We start from the raw sequence: 23,933 nt of genomic DNA, 5'->3' as shown, positions 1-23,933 counted from the left end.
GCCTGACGGCACCCCCTCCAACCGCGCCCGCGGCCGGATCTGGCGGCATCGACCGGCGTCCGCGCGCTCCACACACCATCCCCCATGCAAGTGACCTCGGTCAATGCCTTTGGCATGACCGCCGCTTCCGCACGCCTCGTTCCGACCCCCAGGAGGAACCCCATGCGTCGCTTCATCCCCCTCATCGCGGTGGCGCTGCTCGCCACCGCCTGCACCCCCGGACCGAAGGACAGACCCATCGCCGACCCCGGCGCCGACGTCTCCGGCACCGTGGAGTTCTGGCACTTCTTCACCGACCGCGAGGCCGAGGCGATCGACGCCGTCGTCGCCGACTTCCAGGCCGCCCACCCGAAGATCAAGGTCGTGGTCAAGTCCGGCCAGGACGACTCGAAGATGACCCAGGCGATCGGCGGCGGGCAGGGCCCCGACGTCGGCCTGTCCTACTCCACCGACATCGTCGGGCAGTTCTGCTCCAGCGGCGCGTGGCTGGACCTCGGCCAGTACCTGACCCGCGACAAGGTGTCCCTGGACGGCTTCCCGGCGACCGTCAAGGAGTACACGCAGTACCGGAACAAGCGCTGCGCGATGCCGGTGCTCGCCGACGCGTACGGGCTGTACTACAACAAGAAGCTCTTCACCGAGGCCGGGATCGCCGGGCCGCCGAAGACCCTCGAGGAGTTCGCCGACGCGGCGAAGAAGCTCACCAAGCGCTCCGCCGACGGCACCATCCAGGTCGCCGGGTTCCTGCCGCTGTGGGGCTTCTACGAGAACGCGCCGTCGCACCTCGGGCCGATGGTCGGCGGGCAGTGGCTCACCGGCGACGGGAAGTCCGCGATCGGCGGCGACCCCGCCTGGCAGACCCTGCTGAAGTGGCAGAAGGACCTCGTCGACTGGTACGGCTACGACAAGCTCGAGGCCTTCCGCGCCTCCCTCGGCGACGAGTACTCCGACGCGAACGCCTTCCAGAAGGGCCAGGTCGCGATGAACTTCGACGGCGAGTACCGCATCGCGTTCGCCAAGGACCAGGCCCCGGACCTGCGGTTCGGGGTCGCCCCGATGCCGACGTCCAGCCCTGAGCGCTACGGATCCGGCTACGTCACCGGCAACGTCATCGGCATCTCCCGCACCGCGAAGAACCCCGAGGCGGCGTGGGAGCTCATCAAGTACCTGACGACCGACACGAAGGCGATCGTCAAGCTCGCCAACAGCCTCAAGAACATCCCGTCCACGAAGGAGGCCCTGGCGTCGCCGGACCTGCACCTGGACGCGGAGTTCAAGACGTTCGTGGACATCTTCAACCACCCGAAGACCACCACCACGCCGCCGTCGTCGGCCGGACCCGCGTACCAGGAGACGTTCCAGACGTTCTGCGACTCCTGGCAGAGCGGCGCCGCCACCGACCTGGGCAAGGGACTGTCCGATGTGGACAAGCAGGTCAACTCGCTGCTGCAGCTGGGCGGGTAGCGTGCACCACAAGCTCCGCCACACGCTGACCGTCGCCTCGTTCATGGCGCCGGCGACGGTCGGCATCGTGGTCTTCTTCCTGTATCCGCTGAGCTCCGCGGTCTACTTCTCGTTCACGAAGTTCGACCTGCTCAGCACCCCGCAATGGGTCGGGCTGCGCAACTACCGGCACCTGTTCGACGACCCGTTCCTGACCCGCGCCGCGGTCAACACGCTGTGGCTGTGCGCGATCATGGTCCCGGCCCGGATGCTCGGCGGCCTCGCCACCGCGTGGCTGCTCACCACCGTCAAACGGGGCGGCGGGCTGGTCCGCACGATCTTCTACCTGCCGGCGCTCGCCCCGCCGGTCGCCGCCACCCTCGCGTTCGTGTACCTGCTCAAACCCGGCGTCGGCCCGGTCAACACGGCCCTGGCGCAGGTCGGCGTCGACGGGCCGCTGTGGTTCAACTCCCCCGACTGGTCCAAGCCGTCGCTGGTCCTGCTCGGCCTGTGGGGCGTCGGCGACGTCATGGTGCTGTACCTGGCGGCGCTGCTCGACGTGCCGCAGGCGCAGCTCGAGGCGGCCCAGATCGACGGGGCGAACGCCTGGCAGCGCTTCCGGAACGTGACGCTGCCGCACATCTCGCCGGTCGTGGTGTTCACCGCCGTCGTCGGGGTCATCGGCACCCTGCAGTACTTCACCCAGGCGGCGGTCGCGGCGTCGGCGGCCAGCGGGCAGGCGACGACCGGCGCCGGGATCTCCTCCACCTTCGGCTACCCGGAAGGGTCCACGTTCACCTATCCGCTGTGGCTGTACGTCGTCGGCTTCCGCTACGGCGCCCTCGGCTACGCCAACGCGATGGCGGTCGTGCTGTTCCTCGTCGCGTTCGCGATCTCGCTGCTGCTCCTGCGCCGATCCTTGAAGGTGACATGAACCGCTGGTTGTTGTGGACGGCCCGGCACAGCATCACCATCGCGCTGTGCGTCATGTTCGTCGCACCCGTGCTCTTCCTGCTGCTGACCTCGCTGATGACCGACTCGCAGGCGCTGACGTCGTCCTACTGGCCGCGGGAGTGGCGCTTCGCCAACTACGCCGACGTGTTCAGCAAGACGCCGCTGCCGCGGTACCTGCTCAACACGGTGATCTATGCGGTGGCGGCGACCGCGTTCATGCTCCTGGCCAGCGTGCCCGCCGCCTACGCGCTGGCGAAGCTGCGCTGGCGGGGACAGGGGATCTACCTCGTCGTCATCGTCTGCATGATGATGATCCCGCCGCAGGTCACGACGGTGCCGCTGTACCTCATGTGGGCGAACTACGGGCTCACCGGCACGCTGTGGCCGCTGGTGCTGCCGATGCTGCTGGGCGACGCGTTCTCCATCTTCCTGCTGCGGCAGTTCCTGCTCACCATCCCCACCGAATACCTCGACGCGGCGCGGGTCGACGGGTGCGGCGAGTGGCGGACCCTGCTGAAGATCGTGCTGCCGATGGCCCGGCCCGGGATCGCCGCGGCGGCACTGTTCCAGTTCTTCTGCGCCTGGAACGACTACTACGGGCCACTGCTGTACACCAGCGAGAACGAACGCAACTGGACCCTCTCTTTGGGCCTCGCGTCCTTCAGGACCCTGCATCATGTGCAGTGGAACCTCGTCAGCGCCGCCACCATCCTCACGATGGTGCCCGTCGTGGTGCTGTTCTTCTTCGCCCAGCGCGCCTTCGTGCAAGGTGTCACGTTGACAGGAGTCAAAGGTTGAAAATCGCCGTCGTCGGGGGTGGCTCCACCTACACCCCGGAGCTCATCGACGGGTTCGCGCGGCTCGCACCGTTCGCCTCGGAGATCGTCCTGCTCGACCCGCACCGGGAGCGCCTCGACGTCGTCGGGGCGTTCGCCCGGCGCCTGATGGCCGCCCACGGGCACCCGGGGACGCTGCGGTGGACGTCCGACGTCGACGACGCCCTCGCCGGCGCGTCGACGGTGGTCATCCAGCTGCGGGTCGGCGGGCAGGCGGCCCGGATCAGCGACGAGACGTTCCCCCTGGCCTGCGACTGCGTCGGGCAGGAGACGACCGGCGCCGGCGGCCTCGCCAAGGCGCTGCGCACGGTGCCGGTGGTCCTGGACATCGCCCGGCGGGCGGACCCCGGCGCGTGGATCGTCAACTTCACCAACCCGGTCGGGATCGTGACGCGGGCCCTGCTCGACCACGGGCACAAGGCGGCGGGCCTGTGCAACGTGGCGATCGGCTTCCAGCGGCGGTTCGCCGCGACACTCGGCGTTTCGCCGTCCGCGGTGGTACTGGACCACGTCGGGCTCAACCACCTGACGTGGGAGCGCGCGGCATACGTCGACGGCGTGGACCGGCTGCCCTCGCTCCTCACCGATCACCTCGACGACATCTCGGCCGAGGTGCAGATCCCGGCTCCGGTGCTGGCCTCGCTGGGCAACGTGCCGTCGTACTACCTGCGGTACTTCTACTGCCACGACGAGGTCGTGTCGGAGGAGCGGGGGAAGCCGACGCGGGGCGCGAAGGTGGCCGAGATCGAGTCCGAGCTGCTGCGCATGTACGCCGACCCCGCCCTGACCGAGAAGCCCGCGTTGCTCGGGCAGCGCGGCGGTGCGTTCTACTCCGAGGCGGCGGTCGGGCTGATCGCCTCACTGCAGCACGACGACGGCGGCATCCACGCCGTCAACGTGCGCAACGGCGGCACCATGCCGTTCCTGCCCGACGACGCCGTCATCGAGGTCACCTGCCGCGTCGGCGCGACCGGCGCGACCCCGCTGCCGGCCCCTCCCCTGGCCGCGCACCTGCGCGGTCTCGTCGGCGCGGTCAGCGCCTACGAGGAGCTCGCCGTCGACGCCGCCGTGCGGGGCGGACGGGACCGGGTGTATCAGGCGCTGCTCGCGCACCCGCTCGTCGGCCAGCACGAGCAGGCGACCCGTCTCACCGACGACCTGCTCGCCGCGAACCGCGACCACCTCGCGTGGCTGTCGTGACCGCACGGCTCTACGCCGCGGTCGACGGCGGCAACTCCAAGACCGACGTCGTGCTCGGCGACTCCGACGGCCGGATCCTCGCCCGCATCCACGGACCCACCGTGTCCCCGCACGTCATCGGGCTGCCCGGCTGCCTCGACACGCTCGGCGACCTGGTCCGGCAGGCCCGGGCCGCCGCCGCCCTGCCGGAAGGGCTGCCGTTGAGCCGGCTTTCGGCGTACCTCGCCGGCGCCGACCTGCCCGTCGAGGTCGACCGGCTCAACGAGGGCGTGGCGGCGCTCGGCCTGGCCGACACGGTCACCGTCGACAACGACCTGTTCGCACTGCTCCGCGCCGGCACCGCGGACCCCGACGCGGTCGGCGTCGTCTGCGGCGCCGGGATCAACGCCGCCGGGCGCCGCCGCGACGGGCGGACGTCGCGCTTCCCCGCGCTGGGCCAGCTGTCCGGCGACTGGGGCGGCGGGCAGGCGCTCGCCGCGCTCGCCCTCTACTACGCGGTCCGCGGTGAGGACGGCCGCGGCCGGCCCACCGCCCTGACCGGCGCTGTCACCGACCTGTTCGGGCTGCCCAGCGCCGAGGCGGTCAGCGTCGCCCTGCACCTGGGCGACCTGCCGCCGGGCCGCCTCGACGAGCTGTGCGAGGTCCTGTTCACCGTCGCCGCGGCCGGCGACACCGTCGCGTCGCGGGTCGTCGCCCGGCTCGCCGACGAGATCGAGGCCCTGGTCCGGGTCGCCGCGGACCGGCTGGAGCTGCTGGACGCCGCGTACACGGTCGTGCTCGGCGGGGGCGTGCTCACCGCCCGGCACCCGCAGCTGCACGGCGACATCCTGGCGCGGCTCGCGGCGCTGTCACCGCGGGCGTCGGTGACGGTGCTGTCGTCGCCGCCGGTCGCGGGTGCGGCGCTGCTCGCCCTCGACGCCCTGCACGGCGGCCCCGTCCCCGGCACCGTGGAGGCCGCCGTCCGGGCGGGCCTGGCGGGCCTGTAGGCATCCGGATCCACCGCTATCGTCGATGTCCGACGGACGGGGGATCCGGATGGCTCGGCGGAGCATGGTGTGGCTGGGTGTGGTGGCGTGCGCGGTCGCGGCCGCCATCGCGGTGGTGTGGGTGACGCGCCCGGATCTGACCCGCGTGCCGATCGACTACGTCGAGGTGGCACGGGACACCGACGGGCGCACGCTCCACGTGCACCTGACGTTCTCGAGCTGTCAGGAGTTCGACCGGATAGGCAGCGTCGAAGGCGTCCGGAGCGTGGCGCTCGCCGCCTACGTGCACGACCTGCCCTCGTGCGGCACCGCGCCGACGACGTCGCGGGTCGTGCCGTGGCGGCTGGAGCTGCCGCTGCTGGGCAGGCCGATCGTGGACACCGCGGGCAGTCCGCTCACCGTCGCGAGCTGACACCGGACTGCTCAAACCCGGCGGTCGCCCGCCGATGGAGTTGTGAGGTCGGGCACAGAACTGGCCGATCGGTCAGGTTCTGACCGATCGGTCAGGCATGCTGACCGTCGGAGGTGACCCGCCATGGCCCGCAGCAGGACCCGCGACGAGATCCTCGCCGCCGCCAGCCGCCAGTTCGCCGAGTCCGGCTACAAGGGCACGTCGCTGCAGGACATCGCGGCCGAGGTCGGCTGCTCCAAGGCCACCCTGCTGTATCACTTCGACGGCAAGGACGCGATCCTCCGCGAGCTGTGCGCGCCCGCCATCGCCGAGCTCAAGGACCTCCTCGACGAGGTCGGCGCCGCCCCCGGCCCCGCCGCCGCGCGCAAGATCGCCGTCGAGGGGTTCGTCGAGCTGGCGATGCGCCACCGCCGCGAGATCCAGGTCATCTACGGGGACCTGCCCGCCCTCCTCCTGCAGCCGGCCCTCCGGCCGGTACACCAGCTGACGGAACAGCTGCATGCGACCCTCGCCGGCACGTCCGGCACCGCACAGTCGCGGCTGTCCGCGAAGTTCGTCCTCGCCGGGCTGCCCGCGGTGATCTTCGCCTGCACCGAGTTCGACGACGCGACCCTGCGGGCGGCGCTCATCGCCACCGCCGGCCGGGCCCTGGAGTCCCTCTGAATCCCTCTGAGTCCCTCTCCGACGACCCCAAGGACGACCGACATGGCAACCGTGCTCTACCGGCTCGGGCGAGCATCCTTCCGGCACCGCTGGCTCGTGCTGATCATCTGGGTGGTGATCCTCGGCGGGCTCGGCGGCTCGGCGCTCGCGTTCCGCGGCGCGACCTCCAGCGACTTCACGATGCCCGGCACCGAGTCGCAGCGGGCGATCGACGCGCTGAAGTCGCAGTTCCCGGAGGCCAGCGGCGCGACCGGCACGATCGTCGTCGCCGCCCCGGAAGGCCAGCAGCTGCAGGCGTCGAAGAGCACCGTGGACGGCCTCGTCGCCGAGGCGTCGAAGCTGCCCGGTGTCCTCGGCGCGCTCAGCCCGTTCCAGACCGGCGCCGTGTCGCAGGACGGGCGGTACGCGCTGATCACCGTGCAGTTCGCCGACCGGTCCGACAAGGTCACCGACGAGCAGCGCACCGCCTATGAGGCCAGCGGCGCCGCCGCCGAACAGGCCGGCCTGCGGGTCGAGCACGGCGGCGAGGTCATGAACAGCGAACCCGAGGTCGGCGGCACCGAAGGCATCGGCGTGCTCATCGCCCTCGTCGTGCTCGTCGTGACGTTCGGCGCGCTGGTCGCGGCCGGGATGACGATGCTCAACGCGCTCATCGGCGTCGGCGCCGGCATGGCGGGGCTGTTCGCGCTCAGCGGTGCCGTCCAGCTCACCAGCACCGCACCGGTCCTCGCGCTCATGCTGGGCCTCGCCGTCGGCATCGACTACTCGCTGTTCATCACGTCCCGGCACCGGCAGAACCTCGTCGACGGGATCGAGCCCGAGGAGGCCGCCGGGCGCGCCGTCGGCACCGCCGGCTCCGCGGTCGTCTTCGCCGGCGCCACCGTCGTCATCGCCCTCGCCGGGCTGGCCGTCGTCAACATCCCGTTCCTGACCGTGATGGGTCTCGCCGCCGCCGGAACCGTCGCGGTCGCCGTCCTCGTCGCGATCACCCTGCAGCCCGCGCTGCTCGGCTTCGCCGGCCTGCGCATCCTCCCGCGGCGCCTGCGCAAGACCGTCGACACCGTCCCCACCCACGCCGAAGGGTTCGGCTTCCGCTGGGCGCGGGCGATCACCCGCTTCCGCATCCCCGTGCTGCTCATCGGGGTCATCGGCCTCGGCGCCCTCGCGATCCCCGCCGCGGACATGCGCATCGCGCTGCCCGGCGCCAGCGCCGGGCCCACCGACTCCCCCGCCCGCAAGGCCGCCGACCTCATCGAGCAGGGCTTCGGCCCCGGGTTCAACGGCCGGCTCGCGCTCGTCGTGTCCACCGGCTCGCCGGACACGACGAAGGCGAAGGCGCAGGAGGCGCTCGGCGTCCTGCAGGGCACCACGAACCTGCTCGCCGCGACCCCGCCGAACTTCAGCCGCGACGGCCGGACCGCCCTGCTCGCCATCATCCCGACGACCGGGCCGACCGACGAGGCGACCGAGACCCTCGTCCACGACGTCCGCGCCAAGGTCAGGCAGATCCAGGGCGCCGACATCGCGCTCACCGGCCAGACCGCCGTCGGCATCGACGTGTCGGAGAAGCTGTCCGACGCGATGCCGCGATACCTGCTGCTCGTCGTCGGCCTGTCGGTGCTGCTGCTGATGCTGGTGTTCCGCTCGATCCTGGTGCCGCTCAAGGCCGCCGCCGGCTTCCTGCTCACCGTCGGCGCCACCTTCGGCATCACCGTCCTGGTGTTCCAGAAGGGGCACCTGGCATCGCTCGTCGGGCTCGACACGCCCGGCCCGCTGGTCAGCTTCCTGCCGATCCTGCTCATCGGCATCCTGTTCGGCCTCGCCATGGACTACGAGGTGTTCCTCGTGTCCCGGATGCGGGAGGACTACGTGCACGGCGCAGGCCCGCAGGAGGCCACGATCAGCGGCATGGGCCACGGCGCCCGGGTCGTCACCGCGGCGGCGCTCATCATGACGTCGGTGTTCGCCGGCTTCATCCTGCTCGACGACCCCGTCATCAAGTCGATGGGCTTCGCCCTCGCGATCGGCGTCGCCATCGACGCGTTCGTGGTCCGCATGACGATCGTCCCGGCGGTCGTGTCGCTGCTCGGCCGGTCCGCGTGGTGGCTGCCGGGCTGGCTGTCGAAGATCCTGCCGAACGTCGACATCGAGGGCGAGAAGCTCCGCGAGCACCTCGCCGCCGAGCCCGCGCCGGAGCCCGTCCGGGTCTGACGGTCCCGCTGGGGCCGGGCGGCGGGCCGAATCCCGCTCGCCGCCCGGCCCCGGCATCGGCACACTGACGCGATGACGCGGATCCTGGTGACCGACGACGACGCGTTGCTGGACGGCGCGGCCGCCGTCTGGGCCTCGGCGACCGCCACCCGCGACGGCGGGCCTGTCGCACCGCTGCACCTGGCACGGCCGCTGCTGTCAGGGCTGACGGTCGTCGTGGCCCTCGACCCGGCCGGCGCCGTGGCGGGGTTCGCCGCGGTCGAGGGCGCCGTCATCCGCTACGTCGGGGTGCGGCCCACCGACTGGGGCACCGGCGTCGGCCGGCAGCTGATGCTGTTCCTGCCGGGCCTGCTCGCGGCGGCCGGACACACGCACGGAACGCTCGCCGTCTACGCGGACAACCTGCCTGCCGTGCGGCTGTACACCGGGCTCGGCTGGGTCCCGGACGGCCCGCCCACCCCGCATCCGCGCAGCGGGCGGCAAGAGCAGCGCTACCGGCTCGTGCTGCCGGCCACGTGACCACCCGAAGCCTACCGGCGGCCTCCGGATCGGGCGAACGGGTCCGGGGCGGCGAGGCCGTCGCCGGCGGTTCTGGCGAGGGGTAGCGGTCACGCCACTCGACACGCCCTTTACAAGAACAGTAAGGAAACTTAATAATGGCGAGCACCGTCGATGGAGGTCCACCCCCATGAAGCGCATCGCGCTCATCCTCGGCGCCGCGATCCTGCTGGTGACCGGTCTGCTCGTCACTACGAACGCCTATGCCGCCAACCTGTTGACCAACCCCGGCTTCGAGAGCGGGAACCTGTCCGGCTGGTCGTGCACCGGCACCGGGTCCGGGGCGGTGACCAGCCCCGTGCACGGCGGGTCGTACGCCCTCAACGGCAACGCCACCGCTTCCGACACCGCGCAGTGCACGCAGACGGTGACGGTCCAGCCGAGCACCGCCTACACGCTCACCGGCTGGGTCCGCGGCTCCTACGTGTACCTCGGGATCACCGGCGGCGCGTCCACCTGGACCAGCGGGACCGCCTACAGCAAGCTGACCGTGCCGTTCACCACCGCCGCCGGCCAGACGTCGGTGCAGGTGTTCATCCACGGCTGGTACGGCACCGGCGCGTACCAGGCCGACGACATCTCCCTCGACGGCCCCGGTGGACAGCCGACCACGTCGCCGACCACCAGCAAGAGCCCGAGCAGCAGCCCGAGCCCGAGCAAGAGCCCCAGCGCGAGCCCCAGCAAGAGCCCGAGCACCAGCCCCAGCACCAGCCAGCCGCCGGTCACCGGGCTGCCGAAGCACGCGCTCATCGGCTACCTGCACGCCAGCTTCGCCAACGGCTCCGGCTACGTCCGGGTCGCCGACATCCCCGCCGCGTGGGACATCATCAACCTGTCGTTCGGTGAGCCGACGTCGGTGACATCCGGTGACATCCGGTTCAACCGCTGCCCGGTCGCCGAGTGTCCGAACGTCGAGTCCGACGCCGAGTTCCTCGCCGCGATCAAGGCCAAGCAGGCGCAGGGCAAGAAGATCCTGATCTCCATCGGCGGGCAGAACGGGCAGGTGCAGCTCACCACCACCGCCGCGCGGGACGCGTTCGTCAACTCGGTCAGCGCGATCATCGACCGGTGGGGCCTCGACGGGCTCGACATCGACTTCGAGGGTCACTCGCTCTACCTCAACGCCGGGGACGCCGACTTCCGCAACCCGACAACGCCGGTGGTCGTGAACCTGATCGCCGCGCTCAAGACGCTGAAGGCCAAGTACGGCACCAAGTTCGTGCTGACCATGGCGCCGGAGACGTTCTTCGTGCAGCTCGGCTACCAGTTCTACGGCGGCACCTCGCAGGGCGACAACCGGGCCGGCTCCTACCTGCCGGTCATCCACGCGGTCCGGGACTTCCTCACCGTGCTGCACGTCCAGGACTACAACTCGGGTCCGATCACCGGGCTGGACAACCAGTACCACACGATGGGCGGCGCGGACTTCCACATCGCGATGACCGACATGATGAAGGCCGGCTTCCCGGTCGCGAACACCGGTCAGACGTTCCCGGGCCTGCGCGCGGACCAGATCGCGTTCGGCGTCCCGGCGGCGGTCAGCGCGGGCAACGGCTATGTCGCTCCGTCGGTCGTCCAGGCCGCCGTCAACTGCCTCGTCAAGGGGACGGGCTGCGGCTCGTACACCTTGCGCGGCGGCACCTCGCCCAGCTTCCGGGGCCTGATGACCTGGTCCATCAACTGGGACCGGTACTACTCCTGGGAGTTCATGAACACCCAGGAACCGTTCCTCAACGCCCTGCCGTAGTCCCGGGGGCGGGCTGCCGTAGGTTCGAGAGCGCTCTGCCGTAGGTTCGAGAGCGTGAGCGCTCTTGATCTCGTCAGCACCTGGCCAGTCACCACCGCATCGGTCGCGGTCGTGGGTCCCGAAGGGATCCGCGACCGCACCGGTCCGGACGACCCCCTGCCGTGGGCGTCCGTGACGAAACTGCTGACGGCCCTGACGGTGCTCGTCGCCGTCGACAAGGGCGACGTGACGCTCGACGAACCCGCCGGCGCAGAGGCCCCCGAGGGCGCCACGGTCCGGCACCTGCTCGCGCACACCTCCGGGGTCGCGTTCGACGACGACACGCAGGTCGCGCAGCCCGGCCGGAAGCGGATCTACTCCAACCGCGGGTTCGAGCTGCTCGCCGACTTCGTGCTGACCCGCACCGGCGGCACGTTCGCGGAGCTGCTGACCGACTCGGTGCTGCGCCCGCTCGGCATGGGCGGCACCACGCTGCAGGGCTCCCCCGCCGCCGGCGCCATCGGCCCGCTGTCGGACCTGGCCCTGCTCGGCCAGGAGCTGCTCGACCCGTCGCTGGTCCCGGACCTGATGCCGGAAGCGACGACCGTCCAGTTTCCGGGGGTTTCCGGTGTACTGCCGGGGTTCGGCCGTCAGGATCCGAACGACTGGGGGCTGGGCCTCGAGATCCGTGACGGGAAGTCCCCGCACTGGACGGGCTCGCGCAACTCACCCGCCACGTTCGGCCACTTCGGCCGCTCGGGCACCTTCCTGTGGGTCGACCCGGTCGCCGGCCTGGCCTGCGCGTGCCTGACCGACCGCGACTTCGGCGAGTGGTCGGCGGAGGTCTGGCCCGTCCTGTCCGACGCTGTCCTCGGCTCCGGCTGAGCATCGCTGTCAGTCGTCGTCGGCGATGTGGACCCGGGGGTCGGCGCCGGCGGGTGCGGCGGCCTGGTCGTGCAGGGTGGGCTGGAGCGTGAGCTTCACGGTGTGCACCTGGGACCTGGTGTGGTCGACGCCGCCGCCCGCGGTGACCACACTCCAGATCGCCAGCCTGCCCTCGGCCTTGCGGACCGTGGAGACGGTCATCTGCAGCTGCACCTCGACCGCGTCGACGGCGAACGTGAGCCGCTCGCCGTCGGCGTCTTCGATCGCTGCCAGCAGCTGGCTGCGCAGGCTCTCCATGGCCTCGGGGATGCTCAACGGTTCGTTCGCGGAGATGGGTTGCACGGCTGGTCCTTCCGGTTGCGGTCGGTCAGAAGTCGCGGATGCCCGCGTCCTCGGCGATGAGCAGGTCGTCGTGCACGTACCGGCGGACCTCGTCATGGGTGATGTCGTTGACCCGCATGATCGTCCGGGCGGCACCGGACGCCGGGTGCCGCACGAGCGCGAGGGCCAGGGCGGCGGGCGGGATCGGGCGGAGCCCGAACTCACGGCTGAGCCGGCCGAGCCAGACGAGGGCCCGCTCGAGCGTGGCGGTCATCGGCACGCCGGCCCACTCCTGCCACCCGAGGTCGTCGCCGTCGAGGTCGGCGGCCTCGACGAGCCTGGAGGACTCCGGGTCGAAGGGCCAGACGCGCTCCCAGTTGCCGTAGGCGTCGGCCTGGATCAGGGCGCCGAGCACCCGGCCGGTGCCGAGCAGTCCGCCGTCGGGCACGTCGCGGGCGGCCGCGTCGAGGGCCGTCCGGGCCTTCTCGGAGTACCGGGCGGGCGCCGGGACGAGCCCGTCGTCCGCGGCCGGCGCCGCGGTGGCGACCTCCGCCGGTGCCGGTCGTAGCCGCCGCAGCAGCGCCGTCCGCAGGAACGTGACCGGGCGGGCGGCCGGCCGCGCCGGCCAGTCGTCGTAGAAGCCCTCGGCCTCCTGCCGCACGGCGGCCCCGGTACCGGCGGCCTCGGCGCCAGTCGCCTCGGTACCGGCGGCCTCGGTGCCCGCGGTCTCCCAGGCGCGGATGGCGGCCCGCAGCGTCCGCACCGTGCGCAGCGGCGACGACGCGGCCATGGCCTGCTGCGACAGCAACCGCGCGGCCGCCACCGCGGCGGTGGCGTCGCCCAGGGCGGCCGCCGCCCGCCAGCGGGTCAGTGCCGCCGCGTGCTCCCCCTCGCCGGCCAGGCGGTCACCCTCGGCCCTCAGCCATCCGCCGCCCTCCCCGGCCGGGGCCCGCAGCCGCTCGGGCCAGAGCCGCTGCACCAGGCCCGGGTCCCGGAACGCGTAGCCACCACGCTCCGCCACGAGTATCCCGGCGGCCACGGCGTCGTCGAGGAACCGGTGGATCCGCCACGGCGCCCGCCGCGTCAGCGCCAGCACGGCCCGCAGGACCTGGAAACGCAGCCACGGCATGCCGGCCGGCCGCCGCACGCCGGCGAACAGGAGATAGGCGGCGAGCCCGGCGCCGCCCACCCACAGGTATCCGGGCGTCGCGGCGGTCACCGTCGTGCCGGCCCCCGCCGCCAGCCGCCGGTACGTGGGCAGCAGCACGTCGACGAACAGCCACACCACCGCGCCGATGCCGAGCGCCTGCCCGGCCAGGACGGCGGCGCGGTGCCCTGCCGCCCGGCGGTGCTGGGCCAGGGTCCCGCGGGACGTGGCCGCCGGCGGGACCGCCTGCCAGCCGAACAGCTCCTCCACCGTGACACCGACCGCCGGCACGAGGGACACCACGGCGATCGCGGCCGCGGTACCGCCGACGAGGTCCGTGAACCTGCCGACCTGCTCGCCGAGCCAGCCCTGGATCGCCTCGTAGTACCGCAGCTGCGAGCCGTCGACCAACGTACGGTTCGCCCACCGCGTGAAGGGCGGCGCGCCGAACCACAGCCCGGTCACCAGCGCGGCCAGCAGGATCCACATGACCGGGAACATGCCGGCCGCCTCACCCGGCCCCACCGGGGTGCGCCGGAGCCAGACCGCCGCCGGGGCCTGCCCGGGACCGCCGCCCTCCGACGGCAGACCCGGCCTGCTGCCCACCGCCTCCCACCAGCGCCAGCGGTGCCGGCCGTGCCGTGCCAGGCCGGTCGCGATGTGCCGCAGCCACCGCTCGGCGCGGGCCGCGGGCCACCGGGACGGCAGGGCCGCGACCGCGTCGGCGACGTCGTCGGGTGCGCGCATGCCGCCCATCGTGCCGGTCCCGGCGGCGCCTTGGCAGTAGCACGAAGGCCGTGGATTCGACGACGGTCAGGACATCGATACACCGCGAGTGGGTTGCCGTCGGTGAGTAACGGCTGGCACAGTGTGTGCGTTCGGTGGACTCGCCGGTCTACACCGCGGCCCGCCGTCCTGCCTACGATCGCCGCGTGTCCGATCGGGAGGTTCTGCTCGCCGCCGCGGCGGTGGCCCTCGCCCTGCTGATATGGGCGTGTGTGTCGCTGTCCCGGCTGGCCAGGTCTGCCGGGCAGACCAACCGGGAGCTGCAGCACGCCGCGCGTCAGCTCGCGCTCATGAGCCGCGCGGTCAGCAGCTCGGCGCTGACCGCGCAGGAGGACCGGCTGGCCCGGCAGGCGCGGCGGCTGGCGCTGACGGTGGTCCAGCAGTACAGCGGCGAACCCGCGGCGAACCTGCCCGGTGCCGTCGTCGTGCGCGTCCACAACGCCAGCGACGACTTCGCCTACGACCTGCTGGTCATGTATTCGCCGCCGGAGGGCGAGCCCCAGTTCGACGCCAGGGCGCTGCTCCCGCCGCATCACACGTACGACGCGACATTCGCGTTGCACGGCCCGCCGGTGAAGGTCGAACAGCTGCTGCTGCGGTACGTCGACAGCCGCGGCGCGCCCTGGGCGCAACGGGCCGGTTCGCCGGTCGCCGTGCGCCTCGATCCCGATCCGTCCTCCGACCAGAACGCCGCACGGGAGGTCGCGTGATCCCACGCCCGGAGCAGCTCGTCGAGATCCTCCGCGAGCCGGGCCGGCACGGATCGGGGGTCATCGTCGCCCCCGGTCTCGTGCTCACCGCCCGGCACGTCGTGGACGGCTGGGACGGCGACCCGGCCAAGGTCCGCGTCCGCCGGGCCACCGCCACAGGTGCCGCGCCCGCCTGGACCGTGGCGACGGAGATCCATGTGGCCACCGACCCGGCGATCGACGTCGCCCTCATTGTGCTCGCGGTCTCGGACCGGACCGATCAGACGCTGACGATCGGCGTCATCGACGTCACCGACGGGCTGCCGTTCGCCGCGACGGGCTTTCCCGCCGCGCAGGCGTACGGCCCGGGACGCAACCCGGAGACGGTCCGCGGGGTGACCAGCGAACTGTCCGGCCCACCGGACGTGCTGTCACTGGACGTCGAGTCGGCCGTGGCCGTCCGGGCCGCCGACGGCAACCGGCCCGACCGGCCGGGCTGGTCCGGACTGTCCGGCGCGGCGGTGTTCACCGTCGGCGGCCACCTGCTCGGTGTCGTGACCGACGACCAGCGGGCATTCGGCGGGCGCCGGCTCGAAGCGGTGACCGCGCAGCGGCTGGCCGACGATCCCGGGCTGCGCCCGTGGCTGCCGCCGCAGTGGGAGGTGACCGGCCGGCATCAGCTCAGCCACCTGCTGGCATTCGACGTCGGTGGGGAGCTGCGGGTCAGGGTCGCCTCGCCGCGACCACCGGCGAACGACGACGTCCGGCGGCTGCTGCGGCGGTCGTGGCTGGCGCCCCTGAAGGCCAAGTACCAGGTGGTGCCGTTCACCGGGCGGACGGCTGTGCTGAGCTCGCTCACGGACTGGCTCGAGCAGCCGGAGCCGGCGATCAGCTACGCGGTGGTGTCCGGGCCGGGCGGCAGCGGCAAGAGCCGGCTCGCCGGCGAGCTCTGCCAGCTCGCCCTCGATCGCGGCTGGATCGCCGGGCTCGCCTCGATCGAGCCGGGCACCGGCCGCCCGACGCTCGGCACGGTCCGCCGGCCGATCCTGCTCGTGCTCGACTACATGGACAACAACGCCGCCGTGGCCGCCGACCTGATCAGCGGGCTGCGAGGGGTGGACCGGTCCGAGCCGGTGCGGATCGTGTTCCTCGCCCGCTCGGCGGCGGTGTTCCTGCGGCGGCTGCGGACCGCGTTCGACATGGACTACGAGTCCCCGGCGGTCCAGGTCGACCTGCAGGACGAGGAGGACCCGGCGGACGAGCGGGTCACGCAGTACCTCGCCGCCCGGGAGGCGTACGCGGCGCTGCACTCCATCGCCCCCGGAGAGGCACCGGCGAGAGCCGCGATCGAGGAACGTCTCGTGGTGTTCACCACGCCGTTGCTGGTGCACGCCCGCGCCCTGCTGGACGTCCTGGACGGCAACACCACCACCGACGTTCCGGCCACCGCGGAGGACGCCGCCGGCGAACTGCTCGACCTGCTCCTCGACCGCGAGGACAACAAGTTCTGGGCACCGGTCATCGGTGAGCTGGCCTCGAGCCCGTCCGTGCGCAGACAGGTGATGGCCGTGGCGAGCTTCGTGGACGCGGTCGACGCCGACGACGCGGGCGAGCTGCTCACCGTCGTGGAGACGCTCCGGCACGAGGCCGGGCGCGCGGCGACGATCGCGGCGCAGCTGCACGATCTGTACAGCGACGGCGCGTACCTGCCCGCGGTCCAACCGGACCTGCTCGGCGAGCGGCTCATCGTGCGGCACCTGTTCGACCGGGACCGGGCCAGGCGGCTCTTCGCCGTCGCCGGCACCGCCGCGCAGCGGTCCCGGATGCTGGAGGTGCTGCTGCGCATGTGCGGGTCGCCGTACACGTCGACGGCCGGCGCGGCGCTCACCGTGCTGACCGGCGCGCTCGCCCAGCACCTGCCGGAGCTCGTCGCGCAGGCGATCGGCACCGCCACGCACACCGACCCGCACTCGGACGCGATCGTCCTGCCGGACCGGGTCGCGTCGGCGCTGGCGCTGGTCACGCTCCCGGAGGCGGCGGCCGACGCCGCGGAGCAGACCTTCCCGGCGGACTCGCGGCTGCAGCACCTGTCCGCGGTCGTCTACGAGCAGGCGGTCCAGCACTGGCAGGCGCTCGGTGACGTGGAGCGGGCGGTGGACCTGCTGCAGAAGACCACCCAGGCGTATCTGAACGCCGGCCGGCTCGAGTCGGCGCTGCCGTCCTCGACCGAGGCCATGACCTACGTGTCGCGGTTCCCCGCGATGAGCCGCAACCCGCGGCTGGGCAAGGTCCTCGCGTCGCACGCCATGGTCCGGGCCACCACCGGCAACACCGCCGCCGCCGTCGGCAACGCCGAGCGGGCCGTGCGGATCGCCGTGGACGCCGCCGCGGGTGATCCCAGCCGCTACGCCGCGCAGCTCGCGGAGGCGCGTTCGAGCCTGTGGACCGCGTACGTCGCCGACTACGACATGCCGGCGGCGCGGCGGGTGGCCAAGGAGGCCGCCAACGTCGCGGACACGCTCCCCGCGCTGCTGGCGGCGCAGGCCCTGGCGCAGCACGGCTTCACGCTGATGGTCGCCGGTGAGGTGGCGGAGGCGATGCTGGAGATCGAGCGCGCCCGCGGTCACCTGACCACGTCGTCACCGCAGAGCTGCATGTACACCGGGTACCTGGCGACGCTGCGGGAGGCCAACGGCGAGCTGGAGGAGGCGCTGTGGCTGGCCTCGCAGAGCGTCGCGGAGGCCGACGGGCTGCCCGATCCGCACAGCGAGACCTCCCGCGCGGCCCGCGCACAGACCCGGATGAGCGCGGCCGTCGTCTACACCGACCATCACGACGAGGAGGCGCTGCGCCTCGTCGAGGAGGCTCGCGGCATCTACCGCGGGCTCTACGAGGACGCGCCGGCGCTGTTCGGCATGCAGTACGCCACGGCGTGGCTGTACCTCGCGGAGCTGCTGTCCGTCCTGGGCCAGCAGGACCGCGGCGTGCGGGAGGCCGCGCTGGCGTACGCGCTCGTCGAGGAGCTCTACCAGCAGCGGCCGAGGCTGAACTACGGCCTGCTGGTCCCGGCCGCGCTGGCGCGGGTGACGACGCTCGCCGCGGCCGAACGGTACCCGCAGGCGCTGGAGGCGTTCGACGCGACGATCGCGACGCTCCGCCGGCTCGATGCGCCCGCGAGCGCGGCGCTGACGGAGACCCTGCTGGTCATGCGGGCACTGCTGCTGCTGGACCACATCGAAGACCCGGCCGGGGCGCTCGCCTCGGCGCGGGAGGCGACCAGCACGGCACGGATACTGGCCGAGCGGGCGCCGGAGACCGGCCTGGCCGAACTCGTCGGCTGCCTCATCCTGACGATGCGGGCCGCGATCGACGCCGAGCTTCCCGACGACGCGCTCGCCGCGGGCGACGAGGCGGTGCGTCAGGCCCAGCGGCGGGTCGAGGTCGTGCCGAGCGACACCAGCCGCCGCCAGCACGCGCTGGTCCTCGCGCTGCGCGGCGAGCTGTACCAGCTGCTGGACCGGCCCTCGGACGCCATCCGTGACTTCCGGCTCGCCCGCAACCTCCTGAACGTCGTCACGGTGATGCCGGGCGACCACGACGACATCGTCTTCCTGGAGGCCCGCACGGCGGAGTGCGCCGCGGAGCTGACCGGTGCCGACACCGGCGGTGCTCAGCGGCGCGCGGCCGTCCTGCCCTCCGCCGGCGGCGACGCGGACACCCTGACGGCCCTCGTGGTCGGCGAGCCCACCGAGCACGACCCGGCACCGTTCCTGCACCGGGTCGTGCTCGGCACCTACCGGCAGGAGCGCATCGCCGCGGAGCAGTTCCGCCCGGTGCTGGTCCTCGGCCCGCAGCGCAGCCGCAAGACGACCAGCCTCGTCACGCCGACCCTGCTGGAGTGGCACGGCCCGGCGCTGGTCACGTCGGTGCGGACCGACGTGCTCAGCGCCACCGTCCGCAAGCGGCGCGGTGTCGGTGAGGTGTCGGTGTTCGAACCGGCGGCGAGAATGGTGCACGGCAGTGCGGTGAAACCGTGGAACCCCCTCGACGACTGCCACACGTGGGAAGGCGCGATCGTCACGGCCCGGTCGCTGACCGAGTCGAGCCGGGTGGCCGGCATGAGCGGCGTGACGGACTCGCAGTACTGGTACACGGCCGCGACGCAGTTGCTGCAGTCGCTGCTGTTCGCCGCGGCCCGCACCGGTCAGAGCATGGTCGAGGTCGTCCGGTGGGTGCACTCGATGGAGAACGCGGAGGTCCGGGCCCGGCTGAACGTGACCCGCGAGCTCGACGCGATCGCCGGCTTCAACGGGATTCAGGCCCTCGCCGACAACACCCGCTCCAGTGTCTACGGTGTCGCGGCGACGCTGCTGTCGGCGTACGACTCCAGTGCCGTGCAACGCAACTCGGTGTCCGGTTTCGACGTGGCGGGGTTCTTCGACGGGGAGCCGAACACCCTGTACCTGTGCGCGCCGCCGGAGGACCAGGAGCTGCTGGCACCGATCTTCACCGCCCTCATCCGGCGGGTGATCGCGGAGGCGTACCGGCGGCAGGCGCTGGGCGAGACGCTGCTGCCGCTGCTGTTGCTGCTCGACGAGGCCGGCAACATCGCCACGATCGAGAGCCTCGACACGCTCGCCACCACCTCCGCCGGCACCAACATCCAGCTGGTCACGGTGTTCCACGACATCGCGCAGATCAAGGGCCTGTACAAGGAGTCACGCGCGTACAGCATCGCCAACAACCATTCCGCGTTGCTGCTGCTGCCCAACAACCGGGACCCGGAGACCAGCCGGTTCCTGCGGGAGATCCTGATCGACGATCGGACGGGGACCGCGCCCCGGTCGTTGCGGCGGATGCCGGCCGGCACCGCGATGTGCATCTACGACAACCTGGCGGCGGACACGATCGTGCTGCGGTCCTCCACGCACGACGAGGATCTGATCCGCGACGCCGGACCGCCGATCGAGGGCGACCCGGAGTTCGACGGTTTCCTCGAGTTCGGGCGGCAGCCGCTCTGACACCCGCGCCGCAACGCAGGCGGGGCGCCCTCGCGAACCGAGGGCGCCCCGTGGTGCGATGAATCTACGACCAGCTGGACGTCGCCCAGGCGTCGGCGGACCAGTAGTGGCCGCTCCAGTAGTGGCCGGACCAGTAGTGGCCGGTCCAGTACTGCTCCGACCACTCCGGGTCGCTCCACGAGCCGGTGCCGGTCCACGGCGAGCCCTGCCACGAGGCGGCGGCCCAGGTCCGCGACGCCGACGGCGGGACCCAGCGCTGGTTGTCCTGGTCCTGGCAGTCCCAGATCTGCAGCTGGGCGCCGTTGGCGGAGTTCCACTCGCTCACGTCGAGGCACTTGCTCGACCCGGCGTTCACCAGCTGGCGGGCGGTGTTGACCCGCCACTGCTGGGCCTGCGTGCCGTTGCAGTCCCAGAGCTGGACCTTGGTGCCGTTGGCGGTGCCCGCGGCGGTGACGTCCATGCACTTGCCGAGGGCCTGCGCGGTGCCGTCCGCGGCGAGCACCCAGTACTGCGCCGGGGTGTTGTTGCAGTCGTACAGCTGGATCTGGGTGCCGTTGATGTTCTGCCGGTTCTGCACGTCGACGCACTTGCCCGCGTAACCGGTGACCTGTCCCGTGCCGCCGGTGCCGCCGGCGCCGGTCCAGGTGTCGCCGGCCATGCGGTACCCCATCCACATGCCGCCGTTCCAGCTGGTCTTCTGCGCGGCGAGGCTGGCCCACGCGGTGCCGTTGAACGGGCCGAAGATGGACTGCTCGCCCTTGAGGTCGACGTTGTTGAACGACAGGTGGTTGCCGCCGCGGGTGGTCTCCAGCGAGCCGGTGCCGTTGCCCTTGGTGAGGGTCTGCGTCGCGGCCGGGGTGGCCGCGGCGACGGCGGCGGAGACGTTGAGCTCCTTGAGGCCCTGCGCCTTCGCCGCGCCCGTAGTGAGCGCCGTCGCGCTGCTGGTCAGCAGCTTCTTGACCTGGTCGGGGGTGAGCGACGGACGCTGCTGCAGCAGCAGCGCCACCGCGGAGGCGGTGACGGCCGCGGCCTGCGACGTGCCGCTGCCCTTGAAGCCGGTGTCGCCGACGCGGGCGCTCGGGTACTGCTGGTCGACGTTGGAACCCGGGTCGCGCAGCGAAACGATCGACGTGCCGGGCGCCAGGATGTCGACCTTGCGGGCCTGGTTGGAGTTGTTGGTGTAGGAGGCGAGGTCGTCGTCGGTCGTGGCGATGGTGTTGTTCGTCGTCGACGCGCCGACCGCCAGGACGAACGGGTCCATCGCGGGGTTGGTGAGCGCGGTGGTCGCGCTGCCGTCGTTCCCGGCGGCGACGACGACCACGATCCCGGCCAGCCACGCCTGCTCGACGGCGTACATCAGCGGGTCGACGGTCGAGGCGGACATACCGCTGGTGCCGTAGGACAGGTTGAGCACCCGGATCGGGCTCGACGGGTCGTGGTTGCGGTTCTGCACCACCCAGTCGATCGCCGCGATCATCTGCGACACGTCGTTGGCGCCGGTGGCGGTGCCGACCTTGACGGACGTCACCTTCGCCTTCGGCGCCAGGCCGATCGTGCCGGACGCCGGGTCCTGCCCGACCATGATGCCGGCCATGTGCGTGCCGTGGCCGAAGGTGTCCAGGTACCGCAGCTGCCCGGACTGCGACTCGAACGAGAGGTCCGGGCCGTTGACGACCTGCGCGGCGGGCAGCCCGGCCACGGGGGCGACCCCCGTGTCGATCAGCGCGATGCCGACCCCCTGACCGGTCAGCGACGCCGCGGCGCCGCTGTCGGCCTTCACGATCGAGCGCACGCTCTTGAGCGTGGTGCCGGCGCCGGCCGGCCACTCGTCGGCGGACCAGCCGCCACCCAGGCGGCTGCCACCGCCCGGCTCCGGGCTGGTCGCGGCGGCGGCGGGACCGCCGAGCCCGAGCAGCCCCAACGACGTCGCGACGGCAACCAGACCCGACGCGCCTGCGCGCAGTCGACGGCGGCCCGTCATCGGCTTCCTCATCCGCATCCCCCATCCATGGAGCACGAGCGCACTCACTCAGTGCGTTCGAATCACCACGATGCGGTGCCGTGCACCGAAAGTCACGAGCCGGTGACCACAATGCGCCGAACGCCCGACAGGCTTTCTGACCTGCTGTCATACCCCCGGTGCCCGGCCACCTCGAACGCCTGACGCCGCCCGCTGGCATACTGCCCCCGTGGTGCTGTCCCGGCGGTGGTCGTTGCTGTTGATCGTGGTCGCGTTGTGGAGCTGGCTGATCTGGCCGCGGTTCCTCCTCGCGATCTGGGACGACGAGCGGTCGTGGACGTCCGCGCACGGCTCGGCGTTCTTCTGGATCCACGTCCTGCTCATCACCGTGTCGCTCCTGTTCGGCACCGCCGTCGGCGTGCTGGGCGTCCGTGGCATCCGCGGCATCCGTTCCCGCTCTGTGAGCGCATCGGACGACGACGCGCCCTAGGGTTGGCACCATGGCGGAAACCGTGGACGTTGTGGTGGTCGGTCTGGGTGTCGGCGGCGAGGAGGTCGCCGGGCGGCTCGCCGAGGCGGGTCTGCGCGTGGTCGGCGTCGAGGGACGGCTGGTCGGCGGGGAGTGCCCCTACTGGGGCTGCGTGCCGAGCAAGATGATGATCCGCGCCGGCAACGCGCTCGCCGAGGCGCGCCGGGTGCCTGAGCTCGCCGGCACGGCCGACGTCACGGCCGACTGGGCGCCGGTCGCGCGACGCGTCCGCGACGAGGCCACCGACTCGTGGGACGACAAGGTCGCCGTCGACCGCCTGGTCGGCAAGGGCGTCACGTTCGTCCGCGGCTGGGCCCGCGTCACCGGCCGGTCCGAGGTCACGGTCGGCGACCGGGTGTTCCACGCGACCCGCGGGATCGTGATCGGCACCGGCACCGAGCCGGCGGTCCCGCCGATCGACGGCCTCGCCGACACCCCGCTGTGGACCAACCGCGAGGCGATCGAGGTCGCCACGCTGCCCGGCGCGCTGATCGTGCTGGGCGGCGGCGCGATCGGCGTCGAGCTCGCACAGGTCTTCGCCCGCTTCGGCGTGGCCGTCACCGTCGTGGAGGCCGCCGACCGGCTCGTCGCCCTCGAGGAGCCGGAGTCCTCCGACGTCGCCCAGGCCGCGCTCGTCCGGGACGGCGTCACCGTGCACGCCGGTGTTTCCGCGACGTCGGTGCGCCATGACGCCGGCCGGTTCACGGTGGCCCTCGCCGACGGGCGGTCGGTCACCGCGGAGCAGCTGCTGGTCGCCACCGGCCGGAAGGTCGACCTGTCGAAGCTCGGGGTCGAGCACCTCGGTCTCGACGCCTCGGCGCGCAGCATCGCCGTCGACGACCGGATGCGCGCCGCCGACCGCGTCTGGGCCGTCGGCGACGTCACCGGGCACGGCGCGTTCACGCACATGGCGATGTACCAGGCGGGCATCGCGATCCGGGACATCCTCGGACAGGACGGCCCGCCCGCCGACTACCGGGCGACGCCGCGGGTCACGTTCACCGACCCGGAGATCGGCGCGGTCGGCCTCACCGAGGCCCAGGCCCGCGAGGCGGGCATGTCCGTCAGGGTCGGCACCGCCCAGGTCTCGTCGTCGTCGCGTGGCTGGATCCACAAGGCCGGCAACGAGGGCTTCATCAAACTCGTCGAGGACACCTCCCGCGGTGTCCTGGTCGGCGCCACGTCCGCCGGCCCGGCCGGCGGCGAGGTCCTGTCCGCCCTGACCGTCGCGGTGCACGCGGCCGTCCCGGTGGAGACGCTCAGGCACATGATCTACGCATACCCCACCTTCCACCGCGGCATCGAGGACGCCCTGCGCGACCTGCGCGCTTGAGATCTGTCGACGGGTGTCCGTGAAGATGGGCGGCGGCAAGGAGCACGCGAGCGGCCTGCGGCTCATCGCCTCGGACGCGCCCGTCGACAGCGGCACCGGTCCGCAGGTCCGCGGATCCGCCGTCGCCCTCCTGCTCGCGGTCTCCGGCCGCCCGCTGGAGACCGGCGAGATCACCGGCCCGGGGACCCCGACGCTGACACAGCGCACCACCGCCGGGTGAGCGTCACCGCCAGCGGACCGACGCGACGCTGCTAACGTCGCGGCAGGCGGCGG

The 23,933-nt window shown here is 72.3% G+C and carries 19 protein-coding genes; 16 read left to right on the top strand and 3 right to left on the bottom strand.

Annotated features, from left to right (window positions below; genetic code table 11):
* Positions 1 to 162: 162 nt before the first annotated feature.
* The 11 genes from ABZS58_RS42380 (at position 163) to ABZS58_RS42330 (ending at position 11,874) form a co-directional block, all read left to right on the top strand.
* Entirely contained in the window at positions 163 to 1,464 is a 1,302-nt protein-coding gene (locus ABZS58_RS42380) for an ABC transporter substrate-binding protein (protein ID WP_354789612.1), read from the top strand.
* A gap of 1 nt (position 1,465) precedes the next feature.
* A complete protein-coding gene (locus ABZS58_RS42375) occupies positions 1,466 to 2,377 on the top strand; it encodes a sugar ABC transporter permease (protein ID WP_354789611.1) in 912 nt (303 codons plus the stop codon).
* A complete protein-coding gene (locus ABZS58_RS42370) occupies positions 2,374 to 3,195 on the top strand; it encodes a carbohydrate ABC transporter permease (protein ID WP_354789609.1) in 822 nt (273 codons plus the stop codon). Before ABZS58_RS42375 ends, ABZS58_RS42370 begins: the two co-directional genes overlap by 4 nt.
* Positions 3,192 to 4,433 (top strand): 6-phospho-beta-glucosidase, encoded by a 1,242-nt coding sequence (locus ABZS58_RS42365; protein ID WP_354789608.1) that lies wholly within the window; start codon positions 3,192 to 3,194, stop codon positions 4,431 to 4,433. The genes ABZS58_RS42370 and ABZS58_RS42365 overlap by 4 nt, the downstream gene beginning before the upstream one ends.
* Positions 4,430 to 5,419, top strand: coding sequence for a BadF/BadG/BcrA/BcrD ATPase family protein (locus ABZS58_RS42360; protein WP_354789606.1), 990 nt, complete (start codon positions 4,430 to 4,432; stop codon positions 5,417 to 5,419). Before ABZS58_RS42365 ends, ABZS58_RS42360 begins: the two co-directional genes overlap by 4 nt.
* Before the next feature lie 49 nt (positions 5,420 to 5,468).
* Positions 5,469 to 5,831 (top strand): hypothetical protein, encoded by a 363-nt coding sequence (locus ABZS58_RS42355; RefSeq protein ID WP_354789605.1) that lies wholly within the window; start codon positions 5,469 to 5,471, stop codon positions 5,829 to 5,831.
* Between the two features lie 123 nt (positions 5,832 to 5,954).
* A complete protein-coding gene (locus tag ABZS58_RS42350) occupies positions 5,955 to 6,494 on the top strand; it encodes a helix-turn-helix domain-containing protein (protein ID WP_354789603.1) in 540 nt (179 codons plus the stop codon).
* Positions 6,495 to 6,536: 42 nt separating this feature from the next.
* Entirely contained in the window at positions 6,537 to 8,705 is a 2,169-nt protein-coding gene (locus tag ABZS58_RS42345; RefSeq protein ID WP_354789601.1) for an MMPL family transporter, read from the top strand.
* A 72-nt stretch (positions 8,706 to 8,777) separates the two neighbouring features.
* On the top strand, positions 8,778 to 9,224 hold the full coding sequence (locus ABZS58_RS42340) for a GNAT family N-acetyltransferase (protein WP_354789599.1): 447 nt from the start codon (positions 8,778 to 8,780) through the stop codon (positions 9,222 to 9,224).
* A 169-nt stretch (positions 9,225 to 9,393) separates the two neighbouring features.
* Positions 9,394 to 11,010 (top strand): glycosyl hydrolase family 18 protein, encoded by a 1,617-nt coding sequence (locus ABZS58_RS42335; protein ID WP_354789597.1) that lies wholly within the window; start codon positions 9,394 to 9,396, stop codon positions 11,008 to 11,010.
* Positions 11,011 to 11,064: 54 nt separating this feature from the next.
* A complete protein-coding gene (locus ABZS58_RS42330) occupies positions 11,065 to 11,874 on the top strand; it encodes a serine hydrolase domain-containing protein (RefSeq protein ID WP_354789595.1) in 810 nt (269 codons plus the stop codon).
* Positions 11,875 to 11,883: 9 nt separating this feature from the next.
* Here the strand turns inward: ABZS58_RS42330 and ABZS58_RS42325 are convergent, their stop codons facing one another.
* Positions 11,884 to 12,216, bottom strand: coding sequence for a trypco2 family protein (locus tag ABZS58_RS42325; protein WP_354789593.1), 333 nt, complete (start codon positions 12,214 to 12,216; stop codon positions 11,884 to 11,886).
* A 25-nt stretch (positions 12,217 to 12,241) separates the two neighbouring features.
* The gene (locus ABZS58_RS42320) at positions 12,242 to 14,089 is read right to left on the bottom strand and encodes a hypothetical protein (RefSeq protein ID WP_354789592.1); all 1,848 of its coding nucleotides are present in this window, start codon (positions 14,087 to 14,089) and stop codon (positions 12,242 to 12,244) included.
* A gap of 185 nt (positions 14,090 to 14,274) precedes the next feature.
* Here ABZS58_RS42320 and ABZS58_RS42315 point away from each other — a divergent pair, with 185 nt between their 5' ends.
* Together ABZS58_RS42315 and ABZS58_RS42310 are read left to right on the top strand one after the other, a co-directional pair.
* Positions 14,275 to 14,838, top strand: a complete 564-nt coding sequence (locus ABZS58_RS42315; protein WP_354789590.1) for a hypothetical protein — start codon at positions 14,275 to 14,277, stop codon at positions 14,836 to 14,838.
* The gene (locus ABZS58_RS42310) at positions 14,835 to 19,838 is read left to right on the top strand and encodes a type IV secretory system conjugative DNA transfer family protein (protein WP_354789589.1); all 5,004 of its coding nucleotides are present in this window, start codon (positions 14,835 to 14,837) and stop codon (positions 19,836 to 19,838) included. The genes ABZS58_RS42315 and ABZS58_RS42310 overlap by 4 nt, the downstream gene beginning before the upstream one ends.
* A gap of 64 nt (positions 19,839 to 19,902) precedes the next feature.
* On the opposite strand, the gene ABZS58_RS42305 is transcribed toward ABZS58_RS42310, so the two are convergent.
* Positions 19,903 to 21,837 (bottom strand): S8 family serine peptidase, encoded by a 1,935-nt coding sequence (locus tag ABZS58_RS42305; protein ID WP_354789587.1) that lies wholly within the window; start codon positions 21,835 to 21,837, stop codon positions 19,903 to 19,905.
* A 190-nt stretch (positions 21,838 to 22,027) separates the two neighbouring features.
* Between ABZS58_RS42305 and ABZS58_RS42300 the strand changes: the two genes are divergently transcribed.
* Genes ABZS58_RS42300 through ABZS58_RS42290 form a run of 3 tightly spaced genes read left to right on the top strand, consistent with a single transcriptional unit; the run spans position 22,028 to position 23,880 of the window.
* Positions 22,028 to 22,288, top strand: a complete 261-nt coding sequence (locus ABZS58_RS42300; RefSeq protein ID WP_354789585.1) for a hypothetical protein — start codon at positions 22,028 to 22,030, stop codon at positions 22,286 to 22,288.
* A gap of 10 nt (positions 22,289 to 22,298) precedes the next feature.
* Positions 22,299 to 23,660 (top strand): NAD(P)/FAD-dependent oxidoreductase, encoded by a 1,362-nt coding sequence (locus ABZS58_RS42295; protein WP_354789583.1) that lies wholly within the window; start codon positions 22,299 to 22,301, stop codon positions 23,658 to 23,660.
* Between the two features lie 13 nt (positions 23,661 to 23,673).
* Entirely contained in the window at positions 23,674 to 23,880 is a 207-nt protein-coding gene (locus ABZS58_RS42290) for a hypothetical protein (protein WP_354789582.1), read from the top strand.
* Positions 23,881 to 23,933: the final 53 nt, after the last annotated feature.

Source organism: Dactylosporangium sp. NPDC005555 (genome assembly GCF_040605635.1).
Taxonomy (GTDB): Bacteria; Actinomycetota; Actinomycetes; order Mycobacteriales; family Micromonosporaceae; genus Dactylosporangium.
Note: the sequence above shows the minus strand (reverse complement) of the source record. Positions and strands in the feature narration are given on the sequence as shown.